Raw genomic sequence first — 18,304 nt, 5'->3', positions numbered from 1 at the left:
GCTACCGGTACCTCAGCATGGTTCCGGCGTCGGCCTGCTCAGCTTTGGTGAGAATCAGGTGAGCCACCGCCACATCAAGGATGGACAGGCCACGGTGCCAGAAGAGGATCCGCTCGTCGTCGGATTCGCGGCCCGGCTTCTGCCCACTGACAATTTCCCCGAGCTGGGCATAGAGCGTCTCAGGGGAGAGCCTGCCGGTATCAACATGCGGGCGCAGTGCGCCGAACCGTCCCGATTGCGCCTCGCGCCAGTCATCAACCACCACTTTGTCCATTACCTCGAGCAGGTCGAGTTCGACGGCGCTCACCGTGCCGTAGGGCACCACAAAGGCGCCTGGTTTGACCGCTGCGGTCCGCAACAACGGGGTTGGCTCGTTGAGGCGGGAGGCCTCCACCAGGATGTCGGCGTTGTCGAAGGCCTCTTCGGCGGTGTCCACCACCCGTACCGGGGTGCTGATCTCGGCGCGCAGCTGCTCGGCGAACGCCTCACGGGACTCTGCGCGCTTGCTGGTCACCCGGATCTCGTCGAAGTCGAACATGCTGTCCAGCATCGTGACGTTGGAGAACGCCGTGCCGCGGGCGCCCACGTGCCCCAGGATTTTCGAGTCCTTCCGGGCCAGATGCTTGGCGCCGACGGCGGTCATCGCGCCGGTGCGGACCTCGGTCACCAGGGTGGCATCCATGACACAGAGCGGCACCCCGGTGGTCGGGTCGTACAGGGTGGCCATGGCAAGTTCGCTGGGGAGCCCCTGCAGGTAGTTGGGCACAAAGTCGCCCACTACTTTCACGCCGCTGATGCCGTGGTCGCCCAGATTGGAGACGTGTCCTCGCAGGACGTTGAAGTGGCCTATTCCGCCGTTGTTGGGCATGAGGTGCATGCGGGGTTCGAAGACCGTTTCACCGCGACCGTGGGAGGCAACGACGTCGTCCACTGCCGTGATGATCTCGGGGCGGGTCAGTTCAAGGGAGTCGATATCCGGGCCGGACAGAAACCTCAACCAGATTTCGCGGTGACTCTGCTGTGACATCCGAACCTCCGAATATGAATTGTTTCATGCACCTAGCCTGACTGTGTATCATGCTATTCATAGTGAGCGGGATCACCAAACGATGACGTTACCGAAACCGGGGGACTGACTGTGCTGAGCGACCAATCATCTGCTGACCGCGCGCATGACTGGCTGGTCGATCTGGCCCATCGTCACCGGGTGTCGCCCACCCAGCGCCGTGTCATCCAATACATGCTCTCCTCCCTGCCGGACGTCGCGTTTGCCTCAACCATCGACGTCGCCGAAGCTGCCGGGGTCAGCCAGCCCACCGTCACCCGGTTGGCCACCGCGCTGGGCTACCCCGGGTACCCCGAGTTCCGCAACGCCATCCGCGATGTGGTGCGCGGCAAATCGGCGCCGCTGAACGGTGCCGGGGTTGAGCGGCCGACCATCCTTGAGTTCGAGCAGCAGAACATCGGAGCCCTCGAGCGGACTGTTGCCAGCGAACAGATGCAGAAGGCGATCGACCTGCTCGCGGGCACCCAGCCGCTTGGCATCATCGGGCTTCGGGTTTCGGCTGCGCTCGCCGAATATCTGGGCTATTTCGCGCGCCGGGTGCTGCCTGACGTTCACGTGCTCTCCGATGCGGCCTCCATGGACGACGCCATCCTGCAGCTGCATCGCAACGGCGCCACCGCCGTCGTGGCTTTCGTGATGCCCCGTTACCCGGCGGCAACCGTCCGCGCGCTGGCACAGGCCCGCGCGCTGGGCATGGCGACGGTGGCCATCGTCGACAGCCCCCTCGTCCCGTTCGCCAACGACGTCGATGCCCTCCTGGTCGCACCGGTGGGCACTGATCTGGTGTTCGATTCCCACGCGGCAGCCGTCGTCCTGTCGATTTCTCTCCTCGATGCCCTCGCTGCACGGGATCCGCACCGCACCCAGGAACTGCTCGAAGCCCACGAGGAGCTGGTGGAGCGATGGGCTCACATCCAGCGATGAGTGCCCTTCTGCTGCCTGCGTCGGCGCGCCAGCGGGTGCCGTGGAAGAACGGTGGCGGCTACACTACCGAACTGGTCATACGGCCCGACGGCGACGCCCCGACCCCCGGCACCTGCCCCTTCGACTGGCGGCTCAGTATTGCCACGGTGGACAGCGACGGTGGGTTTTCGGCCTTCCCCGGTGTGGACCGTTCCCTAATGGCACTGTCTCCCCAGGGGTTGGGTTTGGTTGACAACGGAACTCCGGTGGAGCTGCGCCAGCATGAGGTGCATCGGTTCGCCGGCGAGAACGAGGTCGCTGCGGTGGGCGTGACAGCTCCAACACTCGACCTCAACCTGATGACCCGACGGGCCGCCTGCTCCGGAGACCTTCAATATCGTGAGCTCACGTCCGGGCAGGTCATCGAGGCCGAGTCAGGTGCCGTCGTCGTCGTTCTCCTGTCGGGAGAGCTCAGTTACGGTGGCACCCGGCTGGCACCCCATGACGCAGTGCTGATTGACAACGGTTCGGCAGCGTTCAGGGGTCACGCCGCAGTCGCCATCGCCTCGATCGTTACCCCGTTCACCCGGGGTTGAGGCCTCCGGTGGATCTGACAGCGTGACTCCGGTCGGCTCGCCGGGCAGCGCCGGACGTGGCTGATGCGCGGGGAAGACCAACAACGAGCGTTACCCCCACCAGGATATGCATCAGGATCAGGGCAGCTTTGGTTGCACCGGAGGCTTCGGCGGTCAGCGGCCCGGCCATCGAAAGGACCAGGACAACGGCGGCGGTGATCAGCCAGATCCTGCGGCCGTGCCGCAGGTAGCGCTGCAGGAGGAGGAGTAGTGCCCACGCCACCAGGCCCGCAGCAACCGAGATCACCACGATTTGTAGGGGAGTGATGTCCATCGGTGGCATGCCGCTGACGGTAACGGTGAGGACGACGCCGGCGATAGGGCCGGTGATGAGCCAGACAACCAGTGCTGTCAGTGTGCTCAGGAGGATCCAGCCAATTGGCTGGAGGGTGCGGGATTTCATGACGTGCTCCTTTGTCATGTTTCTCTTAGGTGCCTAACAAAAACAATGTTAGGCACCTAAGCAATTCACCGCAAGAGGTTTAGGTTCGCCGCAGGCTGTTGGCAAGATCGGTCAAGGTGGCGGTCAGGTCCTGAAGCTCGGTATGTTCCAGTCCGGCGACAGTTTCACTGGCCAAGTCCTGCCATAACCGCTCAAGATCCGCGACCACTGCCGCGCCCGCAGGCGTCAGCTCGACGATCATCGCCCGGCGGTCAGACGACGAGGGTGTCCGGGTAACCAGGCCGTTGGCTTCCAATTTCTTGACCGCGGAAGTGATGGTCGGTGGCTCGCAGCAGGCTGCAGCGGACAGCTGTGCCTGAGTCCGTGGCCCCTGCTCGAACAGCTCGGTCAGCAGCGTCTCCTGCCCCAGGGACAGACCAATTTCAGCCAGTTTGGCGCCGGTGAGGGTGCGGTGGCGCATCCCGATGGTGCGGATGGCGGCGTTGATGGAGGCGGCCTGCTCTCGATCCACGAATACTCCTGTGCGTCCCAGGGGAAAAATGGTTAGGCATGTAACTATAACCTGCAGGCTGGAGGCGCCCGCTGAACGCCATCAGTGGCTGGCTTGTGTGGCGGCGCTCGCGGCAACTCAGCTAGATGGTCAGGGTCCGGTTCAGGACGGCCTCAGCCGTTTCGTGAAGGTTCCGGTTGTTCGCCCGGGCGTAGCTGCGCAAACGCCGAAAAGCCTCGTTGGTGTCAATGTTCTGCACGTGGGCAACCATGCCTTTGGCCTGTTCGATCAGAATCCGGCTCTTGAGGGCCTCTTGGTGTCAAGCGGTGGTAGCAACATTGTCGTTGAGTAGTTTGGTAAAGACTTCTCGTGGGGTGAGGTAGCCGAGAGTGGCTCGGGGCCGGTCGTTGAGCTCGTCAGCGATGGCGTCGAGGTAGGGCTGGTGGCTGGTGATCTCGATGCCTTTGGGCAGATACTCGCGGATCAACCCGTTGGTGTTCTCGTTCGACCCGCGTTCCCACGGCGAGTGGGGGTGCGCGAAGTACACGGGCAGGTCCGTGGCCACGGTGAGCTGGGCGTGGCGGGCCATCTCCGTGCCTTGGTCCCAGGTCAAAGAGCCGCGCATCAGCGCCGGCAGGTCATTAACCCGGTCGATGAGCACATCCGCCAGGCCGGTAGCCTTTTTCCCCTCCGGTAGGCCCAGCATGATCAGGAACCGGCTCGAGCGCTCCACCAGGGTAGCCACCGCGCTCTTGCCCGCCCGACCGATCACCAGATCCCCTTCCCACGACCCCGGGACCCGCCGGTCCGCAGCAGTCTCCGGGCGGTCATCGATGCTGACCATCCCGATGATCCGCCCGCCGGTGCGCTCACCCACAGGTTTACGACGCTTCCTGACGGTGCGCTTGGACTGCAGCAGGATCGCCTCCCGAGCCAACTCGCCCTTGGGCATCGCGTAGATCCACTGGTAGATCGCTTCATGGGACACGGTCCGGCCTTGCGCGTCGGGGGATTTGATCATGGTCTCCACGGTGGAGTCCCGAGCCTCTAAGTGCAAACGGCCCGCGATCTGACGCGGTGTCCTGGACCTGAGCAGGTCCGCTTTCACCCGGACCATCAGAACCGGGTCCGCGTCGATCTTGCGGACTTGCGGACGCTTCCTGCGGTCTTCAGCCTTGCAGTCTGCGGCCACGGGTTTGTAGCCGCGGGTCTTCGTGGAGTTCCGGTGCCGTTCTCGCCACACGATCGTATGGTCACGGCCTATCTCCACCCCAATCTGACGGTCCGTGTGTCCTGCCCGGATCCCTACAGCGATGTCCGCCCGATCAGAAAACGTCAACACCCTGCGGCCCACCAGCAGCTCCCTCATTCGATTATGTTGTTGCTACGAGGCTATGACACCAAGCCTTCTTCAGTTGGTCATTGACGACGGCGGACTCGCGGATGGTGCGCTGCTGCAAAATGCTGATAGTCGAAACGTCCGCCAACGCTTGACCTATTGCCACATCTTCGGCTGTCAGTTCGCCCACCTCAGTCCGAAACAGATTCATTGCTCCGATGGTCTTGCCGTGCAAACGCATCGGGAAGGCATAAACAGAGAAAAATCCCTGAGAAGTCGCGGCATCCCTGAACTCTGGCCAGCGATCATTGGTGCCTGCAATGTCCCTGATGGTGATCGGCGTCCCGGTGAGATAGCAATCGACACAGGGGCCCGCTCCGGATTGTTGCTGCAGGACTTCAACTAAGTGGCTTTCCTCACTGGTGGATGCCATCACCTGAAGCGCCCCATCGTCGCCGACGAGCATCAACCCGGCAGCCGCGGCGTCGAGCAGTTCGACGGACTGCTCAACCAGGGTGTACAGCAGGTCGAGCACGTCATAGTCCCCGACGAGCGCGTCAGCGATCTTGACAAAGGCAGCGCTAACCCGGCTAGAGCGGGTAGCCATTTCCATACCTGAATTTTACCAAGTCAGCGCGCTTTTGGTCAGGTCTGGGAAGGCGTGAAATCCAGGCGCCTATCCAGCACGTCGTCGGCGGTTTGGCGCAGGGTGAGGCCGTTGGCGAACGCGTGGGCTCGGAGTATCAGGAGCGCATCGGCGGCGTTTCCTCCAGTCTGTGCAAGCACCATCCCCGTTGCCTGATGAATTTCCCGTCGAGACAACATTGACCCAGGCTGGTGATCGGTGTCCGGGTCCAAGGCCAGGATGCTGCGCAAAAGAGTCCAGGCAGCGTCGTTTGCCAGGGATCGTGCATTGAGAAGGTTTGGTCCGCTCAGCGGGCCTGGGGTATAGCTATAGAGCTCGGCTACTCCGATGTCCATGGCGCCGATGACCAAGGGGAAGACAAAAAGAGCCTGGGCTTCCGTATCCAAAAAAGAGCCTGGGCTTCCGTATCCATGAGGGCGTTGCCGAACACCGGCCAGTTGCTATGGTTTGCCGAACGTACCCGGGGGATCAGCACCGGAACCCTGGAACGGGTAGCATCCCACCGCGGACCTTCACCGAGGTCGAACTGCAATTCGACCAGGCGCGCCGCGAGTGCGTCGCTTGCACCCAACGTTGTCTCCTGAAGGGAACCGCCAAACGCGGATAGGGCGGCTCCCGATATGGGGAGAGCGTTGATGAAGGACGTGCACAGGGTGGAACATACCTTTTCGAGCCCAGATACGGTGAGGTCAGGCATCGCTGAGCATCCTTCTCTCCGTTCCTCACGGCCGCCCATTCCCCGGCACTGGGCGCAGCCAAGCCGAAATAGAAGTCAGTCCAATTTTAGACTTTTTGCACCGGACTGGAATAGCCGTTGGAGGGAGATTCTTCGCGGACAGCAGATGTCCCGTGCGCACCCCCCACTGTGGGTGATTTACACGAAATTCCTCCCGGCGGAAGATGACTCGCATCAACAGGGGAGTCCAACAGAAGGTGGTGATCATGTACGACGAGATCAGGCCTACCATTGAACGGCGGATTAGCGCCGACCCACGGCTGAGCGTTGAGCGACTACCCAATGCCGACAATTCCCTCGAAGAGGACCGGTCCGAGGGGAATGGTGTGGGTGCCTTCAGTCGGTTCCTGTCGTTCAACATGCCGTTTGTCTCCGTCTCGGCGGGTCCTCCGGTGATCGTCAGATAGGTCCGGCGCGGAACGCTGGGATAACCCCTTGCAGTGCGCATCACCTCTGGTTTGCGCCGATGCTCCCGCCGTGGTCATCCATAGCAGGCGGGCACTTGTATGACGTTCGAGTGCCCCGCCGCTTATGCCGTGGCCAGACCCCTGTCAGACGACGATGCAGACAATTCGTGGGAGTGAATGATGGTCCCGGGTGCCGGTTCCAGGGTTCCGGTCGATCCGCCCTCGATATGCAGCACGAGGTGTCTGGGCCCGCTCGGCGTGGCGGTTGGGAACCAGGACCGGCCACGCTTGACCAGTATGAGTAGACCTTGAGGATCTCCAACAGGTTGAAATGTTGGTGCCCCGCCGCCGTAGGCATCCAGGCCGAGGACCTGTTTGGCAGATGCTGCGATCTCCGGAACGTCGTCGACGGCGATGCCCACTTCGCTGATGCATCGGACGTGCTCGGGTTGGAACGGCCCACCTTGGTCATCGAGGATGTCCCTGCGGATGATGAATTCAAGAATGTTGCCGTCTGGGTCAGCGAAATAGAGGGAATGGGCGTTCCAGTGCGGCGACGTTTCGAACTCGTCTCGGCCGTCGACATCAAGAAGCAGCGGAACACGCTGGGCTGTCCACTCCTTGGCGCTGTCAAACATGAGCCGCGGGATGGTGAAGGCAAGATGCTGCTTGCCCTGATCACGAGGCCCCTCTTTGAGGGTGAGCGTTGAGGAGCCCACCCTAATAGTGAGGGCATGGTCATCCCTCCTGGTGGGAAGGCCGAAAAGGGAACCATAGAACCTTTCCGCGCGGGGGAGGTCTTCTGTTTCAAACTCAACCGAGAGTATTCGCATGCTTTTTACCTAACACGCTCAAGTGCACTTGAGGTCAAGTCATTGACGCTGCCAGAGCGGGCCTCGGCCGACAATCGTCCCGCGGTACACACTGCGTCGAGCGAACTCGCAAAGGAGAGTTCCCCGCCAGCCATCGCGACGGACCCCACCTTCGTGCTCGTCGAAAGCCGACATACTCTGGGCTACCGACCAAGCGCCTGCTACCGTTTTCGCATGGGGAGCAACCGGTTTCAGCGTTGGGTTGGCATTGTTATCGCGGTCTTGGCAGGAGGTGCTGCGGCGCTGCTGTGGTTTGCCGTTGCCAGTGGCGATCCGGAAGTCCGTGAGGAGCCCACGGAAGGTCTCCTCCTTGGATTCTGGCGAGTCCTCTATGATTCTGAGGCTCCGGCGCTGCGCGTGATCCTGACCGCAGTGGCCATGGCCCTGTTGCTTGCCATTGGCGTTGCAGTGCTTGAACGGCGCATTGCTTCCAGGTCGCGACGTTCAAATGATTCCTCAGCCGCCCCGCTCGCGCCCAAGATCGTGATGGCGGCCACCCGTGGAGTGTATGCGGGTCCAGTGACGGTGACAGTCCTGATTCCCTCCCATAACGAGGAAGTGTCGCTGCCGGCCACTATTGAGTCGCTCCTCGCCCAGTCCCGCCCGCCCGACCGTGTCATCGTCGTGGCCGACAACTGCACAGACTCGACGCCCGACGTCGCCCGCAAAGCAGGAGTCGAGGTATTCATGTCCGTCGATAACGACCATAAGAAGGCTGGCGCCCTCAATCAGGCGCTGGCACAGCTCCTGCCGGATCAGAAGCACAACGACGTCGTCATGGTGATGGATGCTGACACCAGGCTCGACGACGGCTTCATTGAGGCAGCCATCGCGCGGTTTACCGATGACCGGGCACTGATGGCTATCGGAGGCCTCTTCTACGGCGAAGCTGGCCACGGTCTGCTGGGTCAGTTCCAGCGCAACGAGTACATCCGGTACGGGCGTGAAATCCGACGACGACGGGGCCGAGTGTTCGTCCTGACCGGCACGGCCTCGATGTTTCGTCCAATCTCCCTTCGAACCGTGGCGGGGAGCCGGGGGCAATCGATCCCGGGCCGGCCGGGCATGGTCTACGACACGGCCGCGTTGACCGAGGACAACGAGTTGACGATCGCGCTTAAGTCCCTCGGCGCCCAGATGGTGTCGCCTGCGCAATGCACTGTGGTCACCGAATTGATGCCCACCTGGCGGACCCTGTGGGCGCAGCGGTTACGGTGGCAGCGTGGCGCCCTGGAGAACCTTGGCGCCTATGGCGTCAGGGCCCAGACCATGCGGTACTGGGCGCAGCAACTCGGTATCGGTTACGGGGTGATCGCCCTCGGTTCGTATCTGCTGTTGATCCTGCTGGCGTTGTTGTCACTGGAGAACTGGATCTGGTTCCCCTTCTGGCTGGGACTCGGGGCGCTCTTCATCGTCGAACGGGTTGCCACGGTATGGAAGGGCGGGTGGCGGGCGCGGATCCTTGCGGCCACCCTGTTTCCCGAATTGCTGTTCGACATGGTCCTTAATCTCATTTACGTGAAGGGGATTCTGGATATCGCCGTCGGCAGGCAGGCGGCCTGGAAGCATGTCACCCACGAAACCCACACCCTGTCACAGGAGGCCATTCGATGATGAGGATGGTTGTCGTCGGGATGCCCACCGGGATCCTGTTGCCCGAATCGATTGTGCACACGGAGCTATTCGCAGTCCTGGCCGCCTTCGTTGCCATCAACACGGTGATGTACGCGGCGCTGGCTGCCTCAAAGATATTGCCCAAGGTCTACCCCTCGGATTGGGTGCGTGGGCGCAACCGCCGATCGGAGACACGCAGCATTTACCCGGAAGGTTATTCCGCGCACGAGGCCTGACGTGGTCGGTCGTCGATCCTCGCGAACATCCTCGTCCGTGGTCTTGGCTGCTCGCGACCGCGGGTCACCATGGAAGAGGAGCTCCATCCGACACTGATCCGCGGTCCCAGTAGCAAAAAGGAAGGCTGGTGCAATGAGCGGCACTGTGGGCCGGAATCGGCTGCTTCAGTTACGGCTTGGCGCCCAGCTGATCCGGAACGACGGCGGCGCCCGGCCATCGGTGCGCGACGTCGTCGAGCGTCTACTGGCGATGCAGGCCCAGGATTTCAATCAGGCACTGTGGGCTGTCGGTCTGCGGTCGCCGGGCTCAACCCGGGACGAGGTCCTTGCTGCTCTTCAACGTGGTGACATCGTGCGGTCGTGGCCCATGCGCGGCACGTTGCACTTCGTGCTCCCGGCTGATCTGCGCTGGCTTCTCCGTCTCACCACCGACCGCCTGGTCGCTGGCGCGGCCGCCCGCCATCGGGAGTTGGGGCTCGATCGGGCGACACTGGAGCGCGCACGTGGTGTCGCCCTCACGGTGCTGGCCGGCGGCGGCCAGTTGGGCCGCAACGAGTTCCTTTCTGCGCTCAATGCGGCGGGCATCGACACAACCAGTCAACGCGGCTATCACCTGATCTGGTATCTCGCGCAGACCGGCACACTCTGCTGGGGTCCACCCGCCGGCTCCCAACAGGCACTGGTGTTACTCGATGAGTGGGTGCCATCCGGCACGCAACCGGACCGTGAGGAAGCGCTGGGCAGGTTTGTCCTGGGCTACTTCACTGGCCACGGCCCGGCTACGCTCCGGGACTTTGTCTGGTGGTCCAAGCTGACCGTTGCCGACGCGAAGGCCGGTTTGGCTCTGGCCCGCAGCCACCTTACAGAACTGATTTGTAACGACATCACCTATTGGGTGGCCACGGCGCGATTCGAGGACCTACCGCGCACGTCAGGGATGGTTCTCCTGCCCGCGTTCGACGAGTACGTCATCGGCTATCAGGACCGTTCACCGGTGCTGGCGCCCAAGGACGCGCAGCTCATCGTTCCAGGAGGCAACGGGGTTTTTAGGCCTACCGTGGTAACGAACGGCCGCGTCGCCGGGACCTGGCACAGATCTGCGGACCGGTCCGGTGGCCCAGTAGCTAACCCGTTCGAGTCGATGACCGCGCGGGACGAGCGAGCGTTCCTCGAGGCGGGACGCTCCTACGAGAGGTTTATCGGCGCCAGGAAAAGCCGGTGCCAGCCGGGACCGGAATGAGTCCACTCGGCAATCCCGATGCTGGCGGGTGAAGTTCTGGGCGGCACGTCGCTCCCGTTGCCCTCAACGCGGAGCATGCTCCCGGTGGGTTGAGGCTTCGAGCCGTGCCTGATGCAGTCGGTCGTCGAGCTCTTCGAGATCCCTGACCGCCGCGCACAGCAGCAGCTGTCCGAAGGTGGGGGAGGCGAGAACCGGTGCCGAGCCGATGGCAATGGCCACCCCGTCAGGCTGGGCGGCGAGGGGGTGCGTAGCAGCGGTGCGCTCGCACAACTCGCGGGCATCCATAACCGCACGCACCAGGGGGTGCCGCAAGGCTTCCAGACCGGAGAGCCGCTGCTGGGAGCTTTCAATACGGCGACGGGGGATCCGCGAAGCGTCACGGGAGTGGGGGGAGTCCACCATGACGGCGAGATTGCCAGCCTGCGCGGCGTATGACCGTGCCAGGCGGCGTCCAGTGTCCGGTGATGGCCGTTGCGGTTCCATGCTGCCTTACGCTCGAATGGAGGCAGCACCCCAGCGGGCTGCCCGTACTGCATCACCGGCACGTCGTGTCCTCGCCGGATGGCTTAGCTATGGGGTTAACGCCCCGAGCGCACAGCCGGTTCCTGATTTCGACGATAGTTAGCCCCGGGCAACCAAACAACACTCAGCATGCTTTCTTTATCTGACTGTAATAGATCTCGCCGGGCCGAGATGTCTTCGCGACAATATCGCCGGCAGCGAAGTGGGGGATCTTATCGCACGCCAGTCGCCTATGGTTAGGTCTATGTCGATCAGTTCGGCTTCCGGCTGGGGTGCCTCACGGGTAGAACGTGTCGTTGAAACGGTGTTACCCACGCGCTACGGCGTGTTCCGGATGGTGGGCTACCGCGATGCCCAGGACAACGAGCACGTTGCGCTGGTCTGCGGCGATATCGAGAGCACCGTGCCGCTGGTGCGGGTCCACTCCGAATGCTTGACGGGAGACGCGCTCGGCTCCTACCGCTGCGATTGCGGCGAACAATTGGACGCGTCGCTGCAGCGGATCAGTGAAGAGGGCACCGGCGTCGTCATTTATGTCCGGGGCCATGAGGGTAGGGGCATCGGCCTCCTCGAAAAGCTCCGCGCCTACGCGCTCCAGGATCAGGGTGTGGACACGGTGGACGCCAACACCTCGCTCGGTCTTCCGGTCGACGCCCGGGATTACCAGCAGAGTATCGAGATCCTCCTTGGCCTCGGCATTACCCGGATCCGTCTGCTCTCCTCCAATCCGGCCAAGCAGGAGGCACTGGAAAGCGGTGGGATCACCGTCGCCGCGCGCAGCGGGCTGAACATTGCGCAGCGCCCCGAGAACGCCAGCTACATTGCCACTAAACGTGCCCGGATGAGGCACGACGGCGAACCCGCCCAGGATGTGTGGCGCCAGCTCACCGAGGGAGTTGTTCCGCGGGGATCGGTTCACGGCCTCGCCGCCGAGCTGCTCACCCGGTACGGCCCCCTGGTTGAGGCGGTCCGCCCGGACGGCCGGCTGGTGATCGGGCAGTTAGGGCAGAGCCTCGACGGGTTTATCGCTTCGCGCACCGGAGACGCGCAGTTCGTCACCGGGAGCGAGGACCGCGAACACCTGCACCGGCTCCGGGCCCTCGTGGACGCAGTGGTTATCGGCGCGTCAACTGTCACCTCTGACGACTGCCTGCTCACGGTCCGCGCCGTTGACGGCCCCAACCCCGTCAGGGCGGTGCTGGATCCGCAGGCACGCATTCCTCGCGGATCCGCGGTGCTGACCGACGGCGCCGCTCCCACCCTGTGGTTGGTCGGCAGCGATGCTGTTGTCCCGACCGCCCTCGCCGCGCACGTGAGCGTGAGGCGCTTGCCGGACGGCGACTTCGAGCCACACCGCATCCTCGATCTGCTGTCCGACCTCGGCCACCCGCGCGTCCTGGTCGAAGGTGGCGGGCACACGGTGTCACGCTTCCTCGAAGCGGGCGAGCTCGACCGGCTCTACCTCACGTGCGCACCCATTCTGGTCGGCGACGGTGTGCCGGGCATCCGGTTTACGGGCAGCGATTCGCTCTCAGGCGCTCTCTCCGCTCCCGTACGGCGTTTCGAATTTGGGCGGGACATCTGCACCGAGTTCGACTTTTCTGCCGCCGTGCCCGCCCCCGTGGCGTAGGAGCCCGCGAACCGCCAGCACCAGCAGCAGCGCGGCGCCGGGAAGCACCGACACCAGCGCCAGCAGTCCGTAACCCACCGACACCTCGAGTCCCAGGGCACCCGGGTAGCCAATCATCATGAATGCCAGCGCCGCCACTCCCTCGCGCGGTCCCCACCCGCCCAGACTCAGCGGGATGGACATGCCAGCCAGGCAGATCGCTGCGAGGACGACGACGTCAGCCACCCCCACCCGGGGTGCCGTCAGCGCCGCTGACACGGCAAACAGCGACGCGTAGGACGCCCACCCGAGCACCGACAACGCCCAGACGGCGACGACGGTCCGGCCGGGAAGCCGCCGCAAGGACGGCCAGGCCGCGGCGATCACCAGCACAGCACCCGCGGTAACCGCAGCAGCGAGCCGCCAATCGGCGGTGAGGAGCGCTGCCGCCGCGGCGAGGAGCACCACCACGGTGCCGGCCAGACGCTCACCAAGCACCGAGCCGATGCTGTTCAACCAGGTGGATCGGTGAGCCGACCGTTGGCGTGCGGTGCGGATAGCGTCGCCGGCGAGACCGCCCGGCAGTACCGAGTTCAAAAATGACGCCTCGTAGCACTGGGCAAGTGCGCCTCCCCGCGGGAGCTGCATCCCGAATCCGCTGGAGACCAGCCGCCAGCGTTGTGCCTGGGCGGCAGTCCCGATCAGGCCGAGCACCAGTGCCGCGGAGATCGAGGGGACCGTGAGAGCTTCTGCCCCGGCCGCGAACGGCGCGGTCCCGAAAGTGAGCACCAGATAGTAGATCAGTGCAGCGGCACAGGCCGCCTGAAGGATCGCCAGCCAGATCCGGCGGGTCATGGGCGTGGAGTCATGGGTCCGGGGTCACTGTCGCGGGTTCACTGCCGGGGCGGCAGAGCCAGCAGGTCCTGGTGGCCGATTGTCACGCGAAGCGAGCCGTCGCCGGCCTGGGAGCTCCGGCGGGCCAGCCACTGCCCGATGTCGTCGGCGAGCGCCGGATTCTCCTCGAGAATCGCCTCGGCGCGGTCGGTGAGGAACCGCTCAATCAACTGGGCATGATCGGCCGTGAGCGCCCACGGCGTCTCTACCGTGGTGACGGTGAACCCGGCGTCGGCGAGAATGCCGGCCGTGAGGTCAACGCCCCGTGGGCCGGCGCGGCCCCCTCGGTTCTGGTGGGTATTGAAGGTGTCATTGAGCGAGTCATCAAGGGGATCCGCTGGGTGGATGTCCATGATCCCGGTGACGCTGAGGCTGAAGAGGGCGGCAGTCTTCGTCTCGGCGAGCGCTGCGCACAGGGTGTCGAGCTGTGCCGGGGTGAGCAGATCCAGGAGGGCGGAGCAGGTGACAAACCGGAGTCCGTCCGCCAGGGTGTCGGCGCCGAGGATCCGCCCGAGGTCCTCGATCCCGGCCACTACTGCCTCGGTTCCGGTGACGCTGTCGATCGCCGGAGCGCTCGCCGTGTGCTCCAGGAGGTCAGGATCGTGGTCAATCAGAGTCCAGTGCTGGGAGACCAGCGGGAGGGGGGATTGGGGCAGAGCCAGCTGCGGGGCGAGCCAGGCCTGGTTGGCTCCGGTACCGGCTCCGAGGTCGAAGATCCGGATCGTCCGGGCAGGTCCGCGATCGGATGCCAAGTCGCCGTCGGGCACTGAATCCCCGGCGAGGAAGGCCTGCAGTTTGGCGATGAGCGGAAGACTGGCGCGCCGGGCGGCTTCGTCAGCGGGGCGACGGAGCGTGAGCCAGTCGCTGCTGATCGGACGAGGCGCGTCGGGATCGGCGTCGGTCACTGATGAATGATGTCCAGGAGTGCTGTCGCGGTGTTGGCCCATGTCGGCAGTGTATCGCGACGGCGCAGGGCGGCGTCCCGCCAGGATCGGCGCAGGGCAGGGTCGGTGAGCCAGTCCCGCAGCAGCCCGGCCAGGTGGTGTGGATTCTGGGGGTCGACGACGCCGCCCGGCAGTGTGCCGGAGGTTGGAACCTGGCCCGGACCGGCGGTGCGCCCAGCGGTATGTCCGGTGAGGGCTTCGACGGCGCCGGTGCCCGCGCCGACCACACCGGGGATCCCGCGCGCCAGCCCCTCGGTGACCACCATCCCGAAGGTCTCAGCGACCGACGGTAGGAGCAGCAGATTGGTCCGGTCCCATTCGGCGTCGAGCGCTGCCCCTCGCAGCACCCCGGGAAAGGCAATCCGGCCTGGGGCGAAGCGGCCTGCGAGGGACGTCAGCGTCGCCTCGTGGGAGCCGCTCTGCCCTCCGCCGCCGACGACGGCAGCGGTCCACGGCAGGTCGGTCACGTCGGCGAGCGCAGCCAGCACCATCGAGTGGTTCTTCCGTGGCGTCAGGGACCCTAGCATCAGCAGGTGCGGGGGAGTGCTGCCCGGAGACACTGCTGCCGGTTCGGTGCCGGGAAGCGCCACATGGACCAGATCCAGCCGGTAGCGGCGGAGCAGATCATCCCTGGCCCACGTGCTGGTGCAGATCACCCCGCTGGCAGCCTGGAGTGCAGCCTCCTCTGAGGCAGCAAAAGCGGTCATCTGCCGGTCGGAGAGGCCGGTCTCCGCGGGGAGCGGCAGATGCAGCAGCACCCAGACGGTGGTCCCGGCATTGACGGCTGTGCGGATAGCGTCGGGTGCTGCGGACGCGATAATCCCGTCGACCACTATCACTGGCTCATGGCGGAGCGCCCGGGTCAGCGCCCGATGGTCATCGGGAGTGGCATTCGGCCAGTTGCCGCTGACCGGGGAGATTGCCACGAGATGTCCTGCCTCGCCGAGGGCGGCGGCCAAGTAGTGGTTATAGATGCTGCCGCCGCTCGGTCCACCCAGGCCGCGGGGGACTATCAGCCCCAACTCCATGCTGCGGCTAGCCCGGGGCGTCTGCCGGGGTGAAGTCCACCGAATAGCCGGCCCACGCGTCGGGGTGTTCGCGGAGCACCACGTCCAGCCCGGCAAACAGCGCCGTGTCGAAGCGCTTGCCCAGCTGGTCCGAGATGTACCGGGCAACAGCTTCGGTCGTGGAGAGGACACCGTCGAAGTCGGCATGCTCATCGAGGTTCTTGTACCGCAGGCCGTCCAGCACCTCGCCCAGCGTGGCGGTCGCTTCGCCGATATCGATCACCACCGCATGCTCCGTCAGTTCACGACGCCGCCACGTCACCTCCACCACGAGCGTGGCGCCATGCAGCCCCTGGGCGGGGCCGAAGAAGGGGTCGGGCAGGCTGTGGGCGATCATCACGTGGTCGCGGACGGTCAGACGGTACATGGGTCTCCTGGGGTCGGGGGATGGTAGCGGCGCTGGAGGTATTCAGGTGGCGGGGTTGGGGGCGCCCGGGTAGGCGATCACATGGCAGAGCGCGGACAGGGTGCCACTGGAGAGATTGCGCATCACGTTGGGGAGGTCCTCGAACTGTGAGGTTCCGCTGAGCAGGGCATCGAACGCCGGGTCCTTCAGGGCGTCCAGGGCGGTGGCAAGTCGGTCCTGGTGGGTCCGGCGGGCGCGGCGCGGGGCGGCGATGGTTCCCACCTGGCTTGCCCTGATGCTGAGGCGTCGGGCGTGGAAGTCTGCGCCCAGCGGCACCTCGGGTTCGTGGGTGCCGTACCAGGACAGCTCGATCACTTCGCCTTCATCGCCGAGCAGCCCGAGTCCCAGAGCCAGGCCGGCAGCTGTGGAGGAGCAGTGGAACACGATGTCGCAGTTGTCCTGGGCATCGTCCGGGTGCACCCAGTCGACGCCCAGTTGCCGGGCGAGGTCGGCGCGGGTGGGATCCGGGTCCACCAGCTGGAGGCGGTCCAGCGGGAACCGGCGGAGCAGTGTTGCCACGGCCGCGCCGATCATCCCGCCGCCGACGACGGCGATCCGGTCGCCGATGCAGGGCCGGGCATCCCAGAGGGCATTGACCGCCGTCTCCACGGCGCCGGCCAGCACGGCGCGCTCGCTGGGGACGTCGTCGGGAATCACCGTGAGCGCGGACACCGGAACCACGTACAGGTCCTGGTGGGGGTAGAGGCAGAAGACCCGCTGACCTACCAGGGCGGCGGGTCCGTCCTCGACGACGCCGACCGAGAGATAGCCGTACTTTACGGGGCCGGGGAAGGTGCCCTCCTGGAAAGGTGCCTCCATCAGGGCGGCCACCTCGGGTGGGATGCGTCCGTCGTGGACCAGTGTTTCGGTGCCCCTGCTGATCCCTGAGTACAGGGTGCGAACCAGCGCGTGGTCGGGTTCCAGGGCGGGCAGGGGGGCGGTGCGCAGTTCGCCGTGGCCGGGCTTGGTGGTCCAGTACGACTGGCTTTGCTCCGAAGAAGTGCTGTCCATGATTTGATTATGCCCTGCGGCACTGACGGGGGTTCCCAACCTTTTGCCATACTTCGTCAGTAAGCTGGGCAGATGATCACTGTTAAGGGAACCATCAGTACACCCCTCTCGCCGTCGAAGGCTTTCGCCTTCCTTTCTGAGTTCGAGCACACCAGCGAATGGGATCCAGGCACGCCCGTCGTAGAGAAGCGGTCCATCGGGCCCGTGGCTGTCGGTCACCGCTACCATGCTGAGGCGGAGTTCCGAGGGAAGCGTCAGCCGATCGAGTATGAGGTCACCGAACTGCGTGAAGGCCACATCAAGCTGCGCGGCGAAAACAAGACGCTGGTTTCGTACGATTCCATCGATGTAGCCCCTTCCGGGTCAGGGAGTGATGTCACCTACACCGCAGAGTTCGAGCTCAAGGGGTTCCGCAAGATCGCTGAGCCCTTCGTGAAGCCAGCGCTGAACGGTCTGCGTGATCCCGCACTGAACGGTCTGCGGGACAAATTGAACTCGCTCGTCTAGTTCGACAGGCTTATCCCATGCGTCAGGTCAGCAGGCGGGCCCTGTTTGATGCGTCGAGTGCCATCCTGGGCTCGATCGGCGTCGGCATCATGTTGCTGGCATCGAACGATTCACACAACGTGACCAACCTGGCCGCGGTGGTGGCCGGTCTGACGCTGGTGTCCGTTGCTGCGCTCAGCGTGCTGCGACGTCGGCCGTCCTATTCCGGTCCCGCCGACCGCGTGACGCTGTTCCGAGCAGTGCTTGCCGGCGGATGCGCCACGATCGTGGTGTTGTCGCTGTGGGGCACTGTGCCTACGCGGTCCTGGTGGCTCGTGCTGTTGGCGGCGCCGGCAGTACTCCTGGACGCGGTGGATGGTGCGGTGGCCCGGCGGACGGGCACGGCGTCCAAAGCGGGCGCTCGCCTTGATATGGAAACCGACGCCATCCTGCTGCTGGTGCTGTCCATCCCTGTCGCGCTGACCGTCGGGTGGTGGGCGTTGCTGATCGGGCTGATGCGGTATCTATATGTGGCTGCCTCGTGGGTACGCCCCGCCCTGCAGCGGGACCTGGAGTTCAGCCAGTTCCGCCGTGTCGTCGCCGCTACCCAGTCGGTAGTGATGGTGGTGGTGTTGATCCCGGTGGTGCCGTTGGCCGTTGCCACACCGGTGGCTGCTGCCGCGCTCGCGTTGCTGTGTCTGTCGTTCGGCAGGGACGTGGTCGAGCTGGAACGGAATGCCGCCCGTCCTGTTCACCCCTGACCTGGTTGCTCAGTGTA

22 protein-coding genes and 1 pseudogene are annotated in these 18,304 nt (G+C 64.6%); 9 read left to right on the top strand and 14 right to left on the bottom strand.

The window, feature by feature from the left end:
- Position 1: 1 nt before the first annotated feature.
- Positions 2-1,027: an ornithine cyclodeaminase family protein gene (locus IWX62_RS13090; protein WP_196841853.1), complete on the bottom strand. Its 1,026-nt coding sequence runs from the start codon at positions 1,025-1,027 to the stop codon at positions 2-4.
- Positions 1,028-1,138: 111 nt separating this feature from the next.
- Between IWX62_RS13090 and IWX62_RS13085 the strand changes: the two genes are divergently transcribed.
- Positions 1,139-1,990 (top strand): MurR/RpiR family transcriptional regulator, encoded by an 852-nt coding sequence (locus tag IWX62_RS13085; RefSeq protein ID WP_196841852.1) that lies wholly within the window; start codon positions 1,139-1,141, stop codon positions 1,988-1,990.
- Positions 1,987-2,565 carry a HutD/Ves family protein gene (locus tag IWX62_RS13080; RefSeq protein ID WP_196841851.1) on the top strand — a complete coding sequence of 193 codons (579 nt, stop codon included), beginning with the start codon at positions 1,987-1,989 and terminating at the stop codon, positions 2,563-2,565. The genes IWX62_RS13085 and IWX62_RS13080 overlap by 4 nt, the downstream gene beginning before the upstream one ends.
- Here IWX62_RS13080 and IWX62_RS13075 read toward each other — a convergent pair.
- The 6 genes and pseudogenes from IWX62_RS13075 to IWX62_RS16320 all read right to left on the bottom strand — a co-directional run bounded on the left by IWX62_RS13075 (position 2,552) and on the right by IWX62_RS16320 (position 5,868).
- Positions 2,552-3,007, bottom strand: a complete 456-nt coding sequence (locus tag IWX62_RS13075) for a DUF6069 family protein (protein ID WP_196841850.1) — start codon at positions 3,005-3,007, stop codon at positions 2,552-2,554. The genes IWX62_RS13080 and IWX62_RS13075 overlap by 14 nt on opposite strands.
- Positions 3,008-3,086: 79 nt before the next feature.
- On the bottom strand, positions 3,087-3,518 hold the full coding sequence (locus tag IWX62_RS13070; protein ID WP_333483422.1) for a MarR family winged helix-turn-helix transcriptional regulator: 432 nt from the start codon (positions 3,516-3,518) through the stop codon (positions 3,087-3,089).
- 121 nt (positions 3,519-3,639) lie between these two features.
- Positions 3,640-3,801 (bottom strand): annotated as a pseudogene (locus IWX62_RS13065) (ANTAR domain-containing protein); the annotation flags it as partial.
- Positions 3,802-3,816: 15 nt separating this feature from the next.
- Positions 3,817-4,851, bottom strand: a complete 1,035-nt coding sequence (locus tag IWX62_RS13060; protein ID WP_196841898.1) for an IS30 family transposase — start codon at positions 4,849-4,851, stop codon at positions 3,817-3,819.
- A 19-nt stretch (positions 4,852-4,870) separates the two neighbouring features.
- The gene (locus IWX62_RS13055; RefSeq protein WP_196841848.1) at positions 4,871-5,449 is read right to left on the bottom strand and encodes a GAF domain-containing protein; all 579 of its coding nucleotides are present in this window, start codon (positions 5,447-5,449) and stop codon (positions 4,871-4,873) included.
- 32 nt (positions 5,450-5,481) lie between these two features.
- Positions 5,482-5,868, bottom strand: a complete 387-nt coding sequence (locus tag IWX62_RS16320; RefSeq protein WP_333483420.1) for an ANTAR domain-containing protein — start codon at positions 5,866-5,868, stop codon at positions 5,482-5,484.
- Positions 5,869-6,382: 514 nt separating this feature from the next.
- On the opposite strand from IWX62_RS16320, the gene IWX62_RS13045 reads away from it, so the two are divergent.
- Positions 6,383-6,625, top strand: a complete 243-nt coding sequence (locus IWX62_RS13045) for a hypothetical protein (protein WP_196841847.1) — start codon at positions 6,383-6,385, stop codon at positions 6,623-6,625.
- Positions 6,626-6,747: 122 nt separating this feature from the next.
- On the opposite strand, the gene IWX62_RS13040 is transcribed toward IWX62_RS13045, so the two are convergent.
- Positions 6,748-7,458, bottom strand: a complete 711-nt coding sequence (locus IWX62_RS13040; RefSeq protein ID WP_196841846.1) for a VOC family protein — start codon at positions 7,456-7,458, stop codon at positions 6,748-6,750.
- Positions 7,459-7,671: 213 nt separating this feature from the next.
- On the opposite strand from IWX62_RS13040, the gene IWX62_RS13035 reads away from it, so the two are divergent.
- The 3 genes from IWX62_RS13035 to IWX62_RS13025 all read left to right on the top strand — a co-directional run bounded on the left by IWX62_RS13035 (position 7,672) and on the right by IWX62_RS13025 (position 10,587).
- Positions 7,672-9,111 carry a glycosyltransferase family 2 protein gene (locus IWX62_RS13035; RefSeq protein WP_196841845.1) on the top strand — a complete coding sequence of 480 codons (1,440 nt, stop codon included), beginning with the start codon at positions 7,672-7,674 and terminating at the stop codon, positions 9,109-9,111.
- Positions 9,108-9,347 (top strand): hypothetical protein, encoded by a 240-nt coding sequence (locus IWX62_RS13030; RefSeq protein ID WP_333483419.1) that lies wholly within the window; start codon positions 9,108-9,110, stop codon positions 9,345-9,347. The genes IWX62_RS13035 and IWX62_RS13030 overlap by 4 nt, the downstream gene beginning before the upstream one ends.
- A 133-nt stretch (positions 9,348-9,480) precedes the next feature.
- Entirely contained in the window at positions 9,481-10,587 is a 1,107-nt protein-coding gene (locus IWX62_RS13025) for a winged helix DNA-binding domain-containing protein (protein ID WP_196841844.1), read from the top strand.
- Between the two features lie 63 nt (positions 10,588-10,650).
- On the opposite strand, the gene IWX62_RS13020 is transcribed toward IWX62_RS13025, so the two are convergent.
- Positions 10,651-11,070 (bottom strand): hypothetical protein, encoded by a 420-nt coding sequence (locus tag IWX62_RS13020; protein WP_196841843.1) that lies wholly within the window; start codon positions 11,068-11,070, stop codon positions 10,651-10,653.
- A gap of 283 nt (positions 11,071-11,353) precedes the next feature.
- On the opposite strand from IWX62_RS13020, the gene ribA reads away from it, so the two are divergent.
- The gene (gene ribA, locus IWX62_RS13015) at positions 11,354-12,739 is read left to right on the top strand and encodes a GTP cyclohydrolase II (protein WP_196841842.1); all 1,386 of its coding nucleotides are present in this window, start codon (positions 11,354-11,356) and stop codon (positions 12,737-12,739) included.
- Here the strand turns inward: ribA and IWX62_RS13010 are convergent.
- From IWX62_RS13010 to IWX62_RS12990, 5 genes are read right to left on the bottom strand one after another with little or no spacing between them, the layout of a single operon-like run.
- Entirely contained in the window at positions 12,641-13,573 is a 933-nt protein-coding gene (locus IWX62_RS13010; RefSeq protein ID WP_196841841.1) for a lysylphosphatidylglycerol synthase domain-containing protein, read from the bottom strand. The two genes, ribA and IWX62_RS13010, sit on opposite strands and share 99 nt — an antisense overlap.
- 38 nt (positions 13,574-13,611) lie before the next feature.
- On the bottom strand, positions 13,612-14,517 hold the full coding sequence (locus IWX62_RS13005; protein ID WP_196841840.1) for a hypothetical protein: 906 nt from the start codon (positions 14,515-14,517) through the stop codon (positions 13,612-13,614).
- Positions 14,514-15,584 (bottom strand): glycosyltransferase family 4 protein, encoded by a 1,071-nt coding sequence (locus IWX62_RS13000; protein WP_333483418.1) that lies wholly within the window; start codon positions 15,582-15,584, stop codon positions 14,514-14,516. Before IWX62_RS13000 ends, IWX62_RS13005 begins: the two co-directional genes overlap by 4 nt.
- Positions 15,585-15,591: 7 nt before the next feature.
- Positions 15,592-15,990, bottom strand: a complete 399-nt coding sequence (locus IWX62_RS12995) for a 6-pyruvoyl trahydropterin synthase family protein (protein WP_196841838.1) — start codon at positions 15,988-15,990, stop codon at positions 15,592-15,594.
- Positions 15,991-16,032: 42 nt separating this feature from the next.
- Complete coding sequence (locus tag IWX62_RS12990; protein WP_196841837.1) at positions 16,033-17,040, bottom strand: zinc-dependent alcohol dehydrogenase; 1,008 nt, start codon at positions 17,038-17,040, stop codon at positions 16,033-16,035.
- Between the two features lie 72 nt (positions 17,041-17,112).
- On the opposite strand from IWX62_RS12990, the gene IWX62_RS12985 reads away from it, so the two are divergent.
- Positions 17,113-17,547 carry an SRPBCC family protein gene (locus IWX62_RS12985; protein WP_196841836.1) on the top strand — a complete coding sequence of 145 codons (435 nt, stop codon included), beginning with the start codon at positions 17,113-17,115 and terminating at the stop codon, positions 17,545-17,547.
- A gap of 17 nt (positions 17,548-17,564) precedes the next feature.
- Positions 17,565-18,287 (top strand): CDP-alcohol phosphatidyltransferase family protein, encoded by a 723-nt coding sequence (locus IWX62_RS12980; protein ID WP_196841835.1) that lies wholly within the window; start codon positions 17,565-17,567, stop codon positions 18,285-18,287.
- Positions 18,288-18,304: the final 17 nt, after the last annotated feature.

Source organism: Arthrobacter sp. CAN_A1 (assembly GCF_015751665.1).
GTDB lineage: Bacteria > Actinomycetota > Actinomycetes > Actinomycetales > Micrococcaceae > Arthrobacter_D.
This window is presented reverse-complemented; position numbering and strand designations above follow the sequence as displayed.